Source organism: Halobacillus rhizosphaerae (assembly GCF_046719735.1).
Classification (GTDB): domain Bacteria; phylum Bacillota; class Bacilli; order Bacillales; family Halobacillaceae; genus Halobacillus_B; species Halobacillus_B rhizosphaerae.
Map to the genome: position 1 here is coordinate 370048 of NZ_JAUTWQ010000006.1, position 12488 is coordinate 382535.

Sequence of the window (12488 nt, forward strand, 5' to 3'; positions counted from 1 at the left end):
AACCCTTAAGGGAACGGAGGCCGTCAGCCTATGAAAAAATACAACATCCCCGTTGAAGCCGCACTTGAAGTTATCGGAGGTAAGTGGAAAGTCGTCATTCTATGCCACTTAATAAAAAACAAACGCCGGACAAGCGAATTAAAAAGATTAATGCCTGGTATCACTCAGAAAATGCTCACTCAGCAATTAAGAGAATTAGAAGCAGACGGCGTGATAGAACGAATCATCTATAACCAGGTTCCTCCTAAAGTCGAGTATTTGCTTACGGAATACGGCTGGTCATTAAAAGAGATCTTAGATAGTCTTTGTGCCTGGGGAGAACAGCATATTGAAAACACGTATCCTAATAAAGAAGACGTGCTGCTGGATACGGAAGAGTTAGAGAAAATATAATAGGATGGAGTACAGAAAAAAAGCGCGCAGAGCTAAAATACACTCTGCGCGCTTTTCTGCATTATTATAGTTTAAGGTGATTATTATGGGTTTTATCCTTTTAGTTCATCAACCTTTTTACCTTGCGGGTCAAACAATCGTGCTGTATCTCCGTTATTGTCCCACAGATAAGCCTTCGACCACTGTAAAACATTCGGCCGGCTTTCATAAGAATTTCTCCCGGACGTGATGGTAACACTAGCCCCTTTTTTCAAAACAAAATTGGATGGAAAATCAAACGTCTGGTTACCATCCACACTAACCAGCTTCCAACCTGCCATGGAAATATCCTTTTGATCCATATTTTTAATCGTTACTTTCTCTGCTACGATGTCAAGCTTCGTGATATCAAGCTTTCCCGTTGTTCCCGTCTCACTAGGAATATTAAGTAATTGCGAAACTACCTGCTGTGAAACCGCATTATTTCCTCCAAGAACGTAACCTTTACCATCTAGAGTAGTTAAATAATTTTTCACTTCATTGATAACTCTGGTTGGATGAGATAACACAATCCTGGCATTTAGTCGGTTAGCTAAACCTGAAGCAGCAACTGCATCAGGATAATCTTCTTTAACCTGATTCGTAGAAGTCCCTCTCACTAGTAGAAAATTCTCATTAGAACTATTCAAATCCTTTGCCGCTTTGATGTTCGTGGTGTATCGATTGTCCCCAGCGATCCGTTTCACTGCTATTCCTTTACCTTTAAAATAATTAGAAACTTTCTCACTTACAACCCCGGCACCTCCGTAAATGGTTACCTTTTTCACATGACCTGGCAAGCTTGAGGGAACTTTATCTTTAGCCGATAAGTAAATGGGAATCTCATAGATAGCAGAATAACTCGACGCGGATAGAGCGTCGGCAACCGTATATCCATTTACTACAATGGCCTCGGATTTATTTGATGTCCCTGCTTCGTTATTTATAGCAGCAGCTGTTGCAAAACGATCCTTTCCACTTACTCTTTTCAAGTCAATCCCTCTGTTACTCAATTGAAGAACTACATGATGAGTAATCGCATTCGGTCCGCCAAGAATATAAATTTTCTTTGTTCCAAGCCTTTGGATCTCTTTCAGCACTTCTGGCGGGAGACTGTTCGTATTTGTTAATAATATAGGGGCATCTTTTACTCCGGCTAAACTTGCAGCAGCTAAAGCGTCAGCAGGATTATCCCCTCGTGCCAGTATGACAGCCTTCTCGCTGCTGGTAAGGCCATTTGGCCACCCTTTTTTCGAAATCGCTATCGCCGTTTCATAACGATTATCTCCTTTAATTCGTTCCGAACCGCTGGCAGCAGAAACATGGTTACTAATTTGGCAGAATATAAAAACAGAAAATAAAGCAACGACAACAACACTTAAAACTCTTTTCATACACTCCCACCCTTGTAAAAAGTTGTAATTATTTAGTAGATTACCACAATTTTTCAATTTTGGGATCGACTGATTTACCTGTTTTTAGTACCTGTCGTTATTTATGATCCATGATCAGAAGATATAGAGTTTTACCAGCTACTCTAATAGATGCTTGAATACATAACTTACTTTATCGTAATCCATTTTCTCTTCGTAGAAGCGATGAGCTTCGCTCCGATTCAATCCCGAAGACAACGCCACACTTTCGTATCCGTTTTCTTCCGCCCACTTATGTACAAAGGTTAATAGCTTCTCACCATAACCAGAGGAGCGTTTTCGTTCACTGGTTACTAGATCACAAACCCAAACAAACCTTCCATAATACAAGGTGATCATAGGTTTGAAACCAGTCACCGCGACAATCTCTTGCTGATCATATAACGCAAACAGCTTGTACATATCCCTTTGTTTTGCCTCCGTGACTAGATCCAAGTAAGTAGATTCATTCAAATGTGGACGCAGCTGGCTCATCACGGGAAAAGCTAGCAAGATTTCATCATGGGACTGAAGTTCTGCAATTTTAAGAGAATCCATACCTCACCCTCCATTTGTATTTCGTTTTATGATCATTCATCGGGAAGACTTTCTTTCCGCCCATTCATGTTCTAAGATAGCCATTTCCCATAAACTCCAGTAGTGATGACCGACCTTTCTTGCATCTTTTAGGAGACCTTCTTTAGTAAACCCAGATTTTTCATAACAAGAAATAGCAGCATAGTTAAAATCAAAGACATTAAGACTAACGCGGTGCAGATCAAGTTCATCAAAAGCAATTTTTAAAATTTCTTCGATCATTTTCTGCCCAATTCCCTGTCCTCTAACTTCTTCTGCCCCTACGAGAACCTTACCAACTCTAGCAGACTTATGATTTCTATCAATCTTCCCGAGTGAGATATGTCCAATCAGTTCTCCTGGTTCGTCTAGAAAGACACTGTAAATTAATGAATCAGACTCGTTAGTATTCGCCCCCTTCAAATAGACTTCCAGTTGTTCTTCATCTAATGGAAATTCAAATTGAGGTCCACCCCACTGCAGCAGAAACTCTGGAGAATCAATCCATTGAATGAGTTGTTGAAAGGCAGACCGGTCAAAATATTTCAGTTCAATCATTCTCTAACCTCCTTGCTTATACTGCCATTAATGAATGTTCCCAGTCTTATGTACGATTCATGTAAACGTAGACTTTTTTACTTTTATAAATAACTTCCTTCTCTAAACTCATTCCTATTTTCTCAGCTACCTTAATCGAGCCCGTATTTCCAGGCTGAATCAATGCGATCAGCCGGTTTGTAATGTCGTGTTGAAAGGCATACTGCTTTAACGCCTCTGCAGCTTCTGATGCATAACCGCTGCGCCAATAGGGACGGGAGATCCAATAACCGATTTCCAGCTCTTCCCTATGGTCTACAAACTGTGGAATGATTCCAGCATGGCCAATGGCTGTCTGATCCTCTTTTCGAACAAGAACTTTCAAACCATACTCTGGATTCTGTTCATAAGTTTGATAAATTCTGTTCAGAAAATCCCTAGTTTCCTGACTATCTTTTATCCTCCCATCTCCAATAAAACGAACCATATCCTGGTCCGTCAACATGGACTGAAGTAATGCTTTATCCTTACCTTCATAATCACGGAAATACAATCGATTCGTCTCTAATTTCATTATGATCTCCTTTATGGGATAGTGTTAATTTTAATCATACAAAAAAAGAGCAGGGGCTGCCTACTCTTCCGGGACAAAAACATTCAATTCATTGTGCAGTACCTGCGCTTCAAACGGTAACTTGATGCCTTCATCTCCATCAATGTTAACAACTAAATCCATATTGGATTCTACTTTTAAATGAGAAGCTTGCAAGTATTCAATTTGTTCGTTACTCTGCAATTTCCCTTGAAAGAGATCTGGAATAATTTTAAATACTTTCGGCAGCGCCAATTCTTTCAAAATAAAGATATGAAAAACGCCATCGTTCACTTCCGCTTCTTCAGCAAACGATTCAATTCCGCCAACCGAATTGGTCATGGCCACCAGCATTAAATAAGCTTCGCCTTCCCAATCCTTTCCGTCATACTCTAAATGGAGGTCAAAGGGGGTTTCTTCTTTAAATGCCTTCGCCCCTTCAATTAAATAAGCCATCGGACCGAATTTAGACTTTTCTTTAGGGCTTACTTCATACACAGCTTCAGCGATCGCTCCTACTGCTAAAACATTCATAAAATATTGGTCATTAATTTTCCCAATATCTACAGGTACAGTATGTTGCTCGCTCAGTACTTTAAGCGCATCAGGAGTTCGCTTCGGAATATGGAGGGCTCTTGCAAAATCGTTTACCGTTCCTAAAGGGATAAAGCCGAAATTGGGAGTATTTCCTTTTTCAGCGAGCCCATTAATGCTTTCATTAATCGTTCCGTCTCCTCCCATAGAAACGAGAGTGTCCACACGACTCTCCCAAGCTTCAGCAGCAAAGCGAATCGCATCTCCCTGCTTTTCTGTATATTTGACCATTACCAGATCATGATCCTTCCCGAGGATTCCGACTGCATCCTCTTCATAGTCCAGCGCTTTTTCTTTTCCTGAAGACGGATTGATAATTAACATGGCTCGCTTCATAGCAATATTCCTCCTGTACAAGAGTCCAAAAACTAAAATCCTCGATTCTTACTAAACCTTGTGTCAGCTGTACTTTCCAAAGCTCATGTGCTCATAGCGTCCGCGTGTAATTTGATAAATCCCATATAAAATAAGTCCGATCGCAACGATCCCCAGCAGCCAGTGTCCAAAAGGCTTTTGGATCAACTCAGATAAGGCGCCGTCCAGCCCTCTAGTTTTGTCCGGGTCATGAGTAACCGCCGTCTCAATAAAGAAAAATCCGATCATACCTAACACAACCCCGCGGGCGGTAAGTCCCATCGTTCCAGAGTTTTTTGCAATTCTCCGTTCATGATCATCCATTTCTCCGGTAAGGAATTTATCCATAAAGCTCTGACTAAGTCCGCTGTATAATTCATAAATCCCGTATCCAATAATAATAACTCCAACCGCACCAATGACCCAGGGACCATAAGAGTGAGAAAGCAGCTTCGCAGAGAAAGTTTTCTTAGAACCTCCACCGCCGCTCCCTGCATGCATAGCAATTTTCATCGCTTTGAAGGCAAGAGCCCCATAAATAATACCACTCACAAAAAAACCAATTCTAGAAATAATTCCCTTGGCACCCGTGCCCACATTCTTAGGATCCTTAATGGCTTTAATAAATACCCAAATAATATAAAAAATTAATCCAATACCAATCAGCCACAATAAGATATTACCAAAGGGAGCTTTAGCTACAGAGTGAAGCATTCCTGAAGTCCCGGTAGTCTTTCCCCCCGCTGCTCCAATAGCTGCCATAAAGGCAAGGATGCCTACCAGGGCATAAACGACCCCTTTAGCCATATATCCCACTCTTGCCGAACGACGGATCCACGGCTTCATTTCTTCTTTCGCATCTTTGGCCTGTCGTGAAGCAGATCTTGTTGTATCCATACCATCCCTCTTTTCAATGAAATAAAATGTGTTCTTGTAGAAGATTCCCATTTTCCAGTAAAGAGAAACTAAAAGCTTGGAAATAAATTATGGAAGAATAATCTTTAGAGGAAAATCACTCCCGTTTCTATTAGTGATAGGATTGAGAAACTCTCTTAAAATCGTACCCATTCTACATGAATGAATCCCTCCAGTCATTTGAGTATTCCTCCCGACAACCTTTAAACCGTTCTAAAATTCTGCAAAGATCGTGAAAATATCTAGTACCCTGCGAGCAAACGTGTTATAATACAAATAGATAGAAAATTCAAATAATTAAACACAAGAAACAACTTAGGTGACTCAACCATAGCGGGTTCGTTTCCAAACGAACAAAGGCGAGTGTCTTAAAACGGGAACACATACTCCGTGTAAGAATGATTATGATGCCCGTCAATTAAGCTCTAGCCGTCTGATTTCAACTACATGTATGATGGCTGTATTTACTAAAAAGTATTCAGGATAAGGGCCTGACCTGAAAGAATCCATTAGTTTCCTCAAAAAAGGCAGCCTTCCGTGTAACAGTAAACCAGCCGGACATGATGTAATAGAATAGAATTAAAATTAGGCTTAACCATAAGAAGAAGGAAACGAATTCTCTGAAGAATGATCCTTCTATGAGGTACTGGTTATTTAAAAATGTAAGATCATAGATGATTCTTACGTGGTTGGGTCACCTAAGTTGTTTACATTCTTTTTCCTAACATCTACTGAAGTGATGTTAGGATTTTTTTATCTAAAAGTAAATTGTGCCAGTGAAGATGGCACAATGAACAAGGTGAGAATGTAAAGTCTGCCTTCAAATTAGAGGGAAGCGTACAGTCCATCACACCTCCTACTTCCGAGCCCTGCTATTTAAAATCCTCCCATTTCACCCAATAATCCTCACTAACTCTCTTCTTCACTGTCATCCCAATGATCTGCTCATAAAACTGGGGAAGAATTCCGAATCCCGGCCGTTTAATACATAAATCATTAGGCTGGATAACATCTCCAGGTTTCAGCACTCTAGTTGTGTGGAGGCTTCTTCTTCCTTTTGCAAACATCTCTTTCTCTTGATCATGAGGACCGTTTTTCATTCCCGTACCCATGCCTTTCTCTACTTCTCTTATCTTTTCAATCATCGCTTTTAATTCATGAGGTTCGAGAGCAAATTGATGATCCGGTCCCGGAAGAGTCTTATCCAAAGTAAAATGCTTCTCAACTAAACAACTTCCCATTGCTACAGAGGCAATCGGAATATGATCTCCAAGAGTATGATCTGAATAGCCAACAAGACAGCCAAATGCTTGATGCATCGTTTTCATCGCTTGCAAATTGGATAACTCTGCGGGTGAAGGATAAAGAGAAGTACATTGCAGCAGAACGATTTGGTTATTCTCTTCCTTCCTACAAGCATTTACTGCCGCTTGAATGTCAGAGTAATCAGCCATCCCTGTGGAAAGGATAATCGGTTTACCTTTCTTAGCAATATACTTAATTAATTGAAGGTCCGGAAAATCAAACGAAGCCAGCTTAAAGGCAGAAATATTCAGATTAGCGAGTAGGTCGACGGCTTCATAATCACACGCCGTACATAGCAAAGTAATCCCTTGAGACTCCGCATATTTCATGAGTTCAGACAGCCAGTTTCTATTTAGTTCTAAGGATTTGATAAGTTGATAGGTGGAGGTTCGGTGCTTTTTTAAATAAGTAAAGTCAGGGGTAAATTTGGAATAATGGCTATCCGCTTTAAATGCCTGAAATTTGACCGCATCCGCCCCGGCTTCTGCAGCAGATTTAATTAATTGTTTAGCTTTATTCAGGTCTCCGTCATGATTAGAGGCGGCCTCAGCAATAATGTAAGTGCGTGCTTTTCCTAACTCTGCACCATTGATCACCACTGATTGATCCATTCTTTCCCCTCCCATTAGTTCATACTTTCTAAGCTTCCAAAAGAAAGCAGAAGATATTTACCCATTTATTTGATTACAATAATATTTTATTAGAGGATCAAAAGTTTGATCTATGCTTGAAAAGGTAAAACCATGCCAGGCCGCTCGATCTGTATTAATGGAACAAGATCCTTCAAGCTCGTATACACATTTATTATCTTCTGTGATTTCATTGGTCACGTTCGCCTGCATTCCCGTAAAAGCTTCAATTTTATGAATGAGTCCAGCTAGTGACAGGTCCTCCCTGCATCCTGGATTAATCGCTCCAATAAAAGATGATGCCCCTATCTTAAATAAGAAATCTGCCGCTTCGTCTGAAGAGATAAAACTGTAACGTAATTCTTTTCTTTCGATTCCTATTGGCCAATGATTTAAGATTCTCTTAACATGAAACTTCAACCTTTCCGTATGATCGTCTTCCCCCACTACTATGGGAAAACGAATAGCGGTAACATCAAAATCATCATCTTTAAAAAGAACTTGTTCTGCAGTTCTTTTGCCTTCTTGATATCTTTTATATTTCATTGTTTCAGGTATGTGGTCTTGTGAAGCCGAATAATGGAGTGGATCAAACTCTTCTTCTTTATGATTTGTTCCAAAGTCATAAACTGCCTGAGAGGAGGTGAAAATGTAGCGCTTGACTTTACCCCTTAGCGCTTCAACTGTATCCAGCGCTTCCTGCGAGGAGAAGCAGGATTGGTCATAAACAAGGTCCCAGCGCTTATTTTTAAACGCCTTTACTAAAGTGCGTTTCTCCTTCCGGTCGATGACTAGCCTTTGTACTTGGCTGCCAAATGGATCTTTGGTCAAACCACGGGTAGCTAACGTGACGTGGTGCCCCTCGCCTAGAAGCTTAAAGACTAGTTGTTTTCCGAAAAATCTTGTACCGCCTAATACTAATACCTTCTTCATGTGACTCCCCTCTTTTAACAATAATTTTTTAAGGACAGAAGCAGTGTCCATTGAACTCGGTCATGGCTTTGATTCAACTTTATTATGGTATTCATTCCTTTTTTCTCTTATTACAACTTATTTATAAACGTAGATGGAAATGTTTCTATATCGGTCCCTTAACTGTATTAATCTTCCATCTGATGATAATAAACATTTTGACGAACTAATATGCTGGCATAAAATATCTCCTATCCATTTCAATGTGATAGGAGATATTTTAGGAGTATTCGTTATTCCTTATGAGAGCAAGGACTAAGAGAAACTCTCTTACTCTAGAATAAACAATTTCTAATAACATTCATGACTTACTACAATGCTTTAACCAAACCTCCATCAACAACAAGGGCTTGTCCTGTTAAATAAGTGTTCTGACTAGAGGCAAGAAAAACCAAGGTTTTCGCAAATTCTTCCGGTTCACCGTACCTGCGCATAGGAATATTCTTTTCCGTTTTTTCTTTTAATTCTTCTACAGATAGACCAAGTTTCCCGGCTCTTTTCTCATCCAATTGAGCTACGCGGTCCGTCGCAATTCGTCCAGGACCAACTGTATTAATTAAAATATTTTCCGGCGCAAGCTCTTGAGATAAACTTTTGGAAAGGCCTACAATCCCAGCACGGAAAGTATTAGAGAGAATGAGGTTATCTAAACTCTGCTTAATGGAGGAGGAGGCAATGTTCAGAATCCTGCCCTCCTTTTGTTCTTTCATCGATGGCAGCACCGCTCTAATTGTACGAATAAAGCTTAACAAATTAAGTTCAAACGCTTGCTGCCAATCCTCATCGTTGAAATCGTCAAACACCCCCGCTGGAGGTCCTCCTGCATTGTTAATGAGCACATCAATGGTCCCATTCCATTCCAAAGCTTTTTCTGCAAGCTGTGTAATTTGTTTAGGTTTCGTCATATCGCAGACAGTATAGTCAACCCTTTCATTTCCACTATGTTCCTTAATCTCTTCCACTGCCGCCTGCAAATCCCGCTCACTTCGGCTCGAAATCAGGACATATGCCCCTTCTTTTGCAAACTCCAGTGCCGTCGCTTTGCCAAGCCCTTTACTTGCAGCCGTTACAACCACTGATTTACCTTTTAACTGAAGATCCATATCTATATCTCTCCTTTTAGACTTTTACATCTTTCACTCTATTCTTCAAGCTCGTAAAACCATCAATCTGACAACCCACTTGATCTCCATGTTTAATCACTACCGCTCCAGGAGTTCCTGTCGAAATAATGTCGCCTGGCAGAAGTGTCATCACTTTAGAATGAAAAGAAATTAAATCGTATGGATTGAATGTCATGTTTTTAACTACGTTTTTCCTGTGAATTTGCCCGTTAATTTTTGTAGAAACATTTAATTCCAATACATCTTCTATTTCGTCCGGTGTGAGTAGCTGCGGACCAAAACTAAAGAAGGTATCAAAACTTTTGGACCTCGTTAAATAGCGTGGATTACGCTGTAATATATCTTCTGCAGTCATATCTATGACCGGCGTATACCCTGCAATGACTTCCTTTGCTTCTTCTATGGACACATCCTTGCACTTTTTTCCTATCACAATGCCAAGTTCTGCTTCTGCCGTTGTTCTCTCTGACTGCTTGGGAATTATGACGGTGTCCTCGTATCCAATGATCGTTGTATCCGGCTTCATAAAGCTGGCTGGTTCTGTTTGCGGTGCTTTCTCATTTAAATCGGACGCATGGTCTTGATAATTTAAACCAATCCCCCAAATTTTTCTAGGATTTCTGTAAAGAGGCAGACACTCTATCCCTTCTTCAGAGAGATAATGGTCTTCGAACCCCGCTTCTCCTTTTGATTTATTCCACCATGTTTGAAATGATGAAAAGTTCTCAGGGTGAATCAGTTGAAATAAATCCTCTGGCCAATCCGTGTGAAAGATCGTGTTCAAGGATCTCAAGGTTAAGTATTTCTTATCTATGTGGATAGCAGCTAGATTGCTGCCCTCATGCTTAATCGTAACAAGCTTCATGCTCCCCTCCCCTTTCTTCTTATCCCCTATTTACTTCGTGGAATATTTGGGAGATTGCTCCTCTGATACTCCCCCAGAGTTCTTTAGATTCGTAACCAAAATAAAAACAAATACGATTAGACCAATGAAGTCCGTCGTTAAACCTGGATAAATTAATAGCAAGGCTGCAATTCCTGATAATACACGCATCCAGCCAGCTACATCCTTCAGGAAATATCCTTCTGTCATAATAGATAACAAAAATACACCAATTAAAGATGTGATGGTAATAATTAAGACATTGATTACGGTGGCATCAATCATAAGCATTTCATGAGAGAATACAAACATGAAAGGAACAATAAACCCGGCGATCGCAAGTCTCATGGCTTGGAACCCTGTTTTATTCGGACTTCCACCTGCTATACCTGCACCTGCAAACGCAGCTAGAGCCACCGGTGGAGTTATATTTGCAAAAATGCCGAAGTAGAAGACAAACATATGAGCGATAAAAGTCGCTGTTTCTGTAGATCCAGCCATATCTCTATACAAAGGAAGCTGCAATAGAATAGGAGCTGCCATTGTACTCGTAATAATATAAGTAGGTATACTCGGAAGTCCCATACCTAGAATGATTGAGGTAATCATCGTTAAGAAAAGCGTGATGACTAGCTGAAGTAATGGACTGTTCATAGCATCACCGATACTAACGATGCTATTTGCAATCTCCAGCGCTACACCCGTCAGGGAAGCAATCCCGACAATGATCCCTACCGCTCCACATGCAATCGCTACTGGTACGGTTGTTTTCGCTCCGTCTTCCAGGGCGTCTAAACATTCTTTGACTCCCATTTCTTCTGCTTTTAAATTCAACTTCTTTCTCCAAAGATTAATGATCAGAGGAACGACGATTATTAACAATAGTTGCCACCAGTCCGAACGTACGTTAGGAATAGGGCTTCCACTGATCATACTCATCACTTGAGGCTGGAAAATCAGGAACAAAGAAATTGCTGATATGATAGGCAGCATTTGTTTGGATCCTGAAATGACAACCGTAGCAATAATGGACCAAAACGCCGCATAAAATGGAGTTTTACCAGAAAATAAAAGAAATAACAAAATGATCATGGGAATAATTAAATGGCCTCTTTCCGCCAATACGGATTTTAATGATGGCAGTTCACTTTTCGGAAGCCCTTTAAGTCCCCTTTTCGCTGCTCGGAAATGCACTTGTAATAAAATCCCTACATAAAACAATAAAGCCGGGATAATGCCTGCTAAGATCACTTGAGTGTAAGGGATGTTCAAATTTTCTGCCATAATAAAGGCAGCCGCCCCCATGATCGGAGGTAGAATTTGGCCCCCAACACTCGCGGCAGATTCAACTGCTCCGGCAAAATCCTTTTTGTAGCCGATCTTTTTCATTAAAGGAATCGTAAAAGCACCAGTCGTTACCACATTTGCAATCGCTGACCCATTAATGGATCCTAAAAAGCCACTGGCAATCACGGCTACTTTAGCTGGTCCGCCTTTAGTGTGACCGGCAACCGCTAAAGCTAGATCATTGAATAGCTTTCCCATACCTGAACGTGATAGAAAGGCACCAAATAAGATAAATAAAATAATGTAACTCGCCGAAACTCCAATCGCTGTTCCCAATATTCCTTCTGTGATAAATACGAGTTGAGAAACAATCTGTTTTGCGACACTAGTAACGACAGCAGGAGTTAATTGAGGATAAATGGAAAGTTTCACATAGAATCCATAGACTAGAAAACCTCCCCCTAATAAGGTTAATCCCCAGCCGGTCACCCTCCTTGTAATATCAAACAATAATAAAATCGCTAGTATACCAACATAGAAATCCATATTGTTTATTTGGCCGCCGGATTGAATGATTCTTTCCGCCGTGACGATCATATAAATTCCAACAAAAATAGAAAGTCCTGCGGTTAGATAGTCATAAAAGGGGATTCCCCCCTTTTTCCTCTGTTTCATAAACGGATACATGATAAAACCTAGACTCATCAACGTAAATAAATGAATGCTCCTCTGTTTAATATCCACTAGAGAACCCGCATAGGACGTATATAAGTGAAATAAAGATAATGATATCGCCAATAGTGAAATGAAAACAGCTATCGGCTTAGCATAGTTTCCTCTCGTCGAACTTTCTCGATCATAGTCTTCAACCTCGCTCATCGTTTTCTTCCCCATTTT

Annotated in this window: 12 protein-coding genes; 1 reads left to right on the plus strand and 11 read right to left on the minus strand. The window is 40.4% G+C overall.

Annotated features, from left to right (window positions below; translation table 11 throughout):
- Positions 1-30 precede the first annotated feature (30 nt).
- Entirely contained in the window at positions 31-393 is a 363-nt protein-coding gene (locus Q7A53_RS09530; RefSeq protein WP_411788915.1) for a winged helix-turn-helix transcriptional regulator, read from the plus strand.
- Positions 394-485: 92 nt separating this feature from the next.
- Here Q7A53_RS09530 and Q7A53_RS09535 read toward each other — a convergent pair whose 3' ends face one another.
- From Q7A53_RS09535 to Q7A53_RS09585, 11 genes are all read right to left on the minus strand, one after another.
- Complete coding sequence (locus Q7A53_RS09535; protein ID WP_411788916.1) at positions 486-1805, minus strand: cell wall-binding repeat-containing protein; 1320 nt, start codon at positions 1803-1805, stop codon at positions 486-488.
- A 138-nt stretch (positions 1806-1943) separates the two neighbouring features.
- Positions 1944-2381 (minus strand): GNAT family N-acetyltransferase, encoded by a 438-nt coding sequence (locus Q7A53_RS09540; protein WP_411788917.1) that lies wholly within the window; start codon positions 2379-2381, stop codon positions 1944-1946.
- A gap of 36 nt (positions 2382-2417) precedes the next feature.
- Positions 2418-2957, minus strand: a complete 540-nt coding sequence (locus Q7A53_RS09545; protein WP_411788918.1) for a GNAT family N-acetyltransferase — start codon at positions 2955-2957, stop codon at positions 2418-2420.
- A 46-nt stretch (positions 2958-3003) separates the two neighbouring features.
- Entirely contained in the window at positions 3004-3510 is a 507-nt protein-coding gene (locus Q7A53_RS09550; protein ID WP_411788919.1) for a GNAT family N-acetyltransferase, read from the minus strand.
- A gap of 60 nt (positions 3511-3570) precedes the next feature.
- Positions 3571-4458, minus strand: coding sequence for a diacylglycerol/lipid kinase family protein (locus Q7A53_RS09555; RefSeq protein WP_411788920.1), 888 nt, complete (start codon positions 4456-4458; stop codon positions 3571-3573).
- Between the two features lie 63 nt (positions 4459-4521).
- Complete coding sequence (locus tag Q7A53_RS09560; protein WP_411788921.1) at positions 4522-5373, minus strand: DUF1206 domain-containing protein; 852 nt, start codon at positions 5371-5373, stop codon at positions 4522-4524.
- 890 nt (positions 5374-6263) lie between these two features.
- Positions 6264-7307 carry an N-acetylneuraminate synthase family protein gene (locus Q7A53_RS09565; protein ID WP_411788922.1) on the minus strand — a complete coding sequence of 348 codons (1044 nt, stop codon included), beginning with the start codon at positions 7305-7307 and terminating at the stop codon, positions 6264-6266.
- 57 nt (positions 7308-7364) lie between these two features.
- On the minus strand, positions 7365-8258 hold the full coding sequence (locus tag Q7A53_RS09570) for an NAD-dependent epimerase/dehydratase family protein (RefSeq protein ID WP_411788923.1): 894 nt from the start codon (positions 8256-8258) through the stop codon (positions 7365-7367).
- 350 nt (positions 8259-8608) lie between these two features.
- Positions 8609-9400 carry an SDR family oxidoreductase gene (locus Q7A53_RS09575; protein ID WP_411788924.1) on the minus strand — a complete coding sequence of 264 codons (792 nt, stop codon included), beginning with the start codon at positions 9398-9400 and terminating at the stop codon, positions 8609-8611.
- A gap of 16 nt (positions 9401-9416) precedes the next feature.
- A complete protein-coding gene (locus tag Q7A53_RS09580; RefSeq protein ID WP_411788925.1) occupies positions 9417-10286 on the minus strand; it encodes a fumarylacetoacetate hydrolase family protein in 870 nt (289 codons plus the stop codon).
- A gap of 30 nt (positions 10287-10316) precedes the next feature.
- Positions 10317-12485 (minus strand): TRAP transporter permease, encoded by a 2169-nt coding sequence (locus Q7A53_RS09585; protein WP_411788926.1) that lies wholly within the window; start codon positions 12483-12485, stop codon positions 10317-10319.
- Positions 12486-12488: the final 3 nt, after the last annotated feature.

Excerpts from the sequence above, each read along its gene's own strand:
- Q7A53_RS09585 (WP_411788926.1), bottom strand. The coding sequence starts at position 12,485 with ATGGGGAAGAAAACGATGAGCGAGGTTGAAGACTATGATCGAGAAAGT.
- Q7A53_RS09550 (WP_411788919.1), bottom strand. The coding sequence starts at position 3,510 with ATGAAATTAGAGACGAATCGATTGTATTTCCGTGATTATGAAGGTAAG.
- Q7A53_RS09540 (WP_411788917.1), bottom strand. The coding sequence starts at position 2,381 with ATGGATTCTCTTAAAATTGCAGAACTTCAGTCCCATGATGAAATCTTG.
- Q7A53_RS09575 (WP_411788924.1), bottom strand. The coding sequence starts at position 9,400 with ATGGATCTTCAGTTAAAAGGTAAATCAGTGGTTGTAACGGCTGCAAGT.
- Q7A53_RS09560 (WP_411788921.1), bottom strand. The coding sequence starts at position 5,373 with ATGGATACAACAAGATCTGCTTCACGACAGGCCAAAGATGCGAAAGAA.
- Q7A53_RS09530 (WP_411788915.1), top strand. The coding sequence starts at position 31 with ATGAAAAAATACAACATCCCCGTTGAAGCCGCACTTGAAGTTATCGGA.
- Q7A53_RS09535 (WP_411788916.1), bottom strand. The coding sequence starts at position 1,805 with ATGAAAAGAGTTTTAAGTGTTGTTGTCGTTGCTTTATTTTCTGTTTTT.
- Q7A53_RS09555 (WP_411788920.1), bottom strand. The coding sequence starts at position 4,458 with ATGAAGCGAGCCATGTTAATTATCAATCCGTCTTCAGGAAAAGAAAAA.
- Q7A53_RS09570 (WP_411788923.1), bottom strand. The coding sequence starts at position 8,258 with ATGAAGAAGGTATTAGTATTAGGCGGTACAAGATTTTTCGGAAAACAA.
- Q7A53_RS09545 (WP_411788918.1), bottom strand. The coding sequence starts at position 2,957 with ATGATTGAACTGAAATATTTTGACCGGTCTGCCTTTCAACAACTCATT.
- Q7A53_RS09565 (WP_411788922.1), bottom strand. The coding sequence starts at position 7,307 with ATGGATCAATCAGTGGTGATCAATGGTGCAGAGTTAGGAAAAGCACGC.
- Q7A53_RS09580 (WP_411788925.1), bottom strand. The coding sequence starts at position 10,286 with ATGAAGCTTGTTACGATTAAGCATGAGGGCAGCAATCTAGCTGCTATC.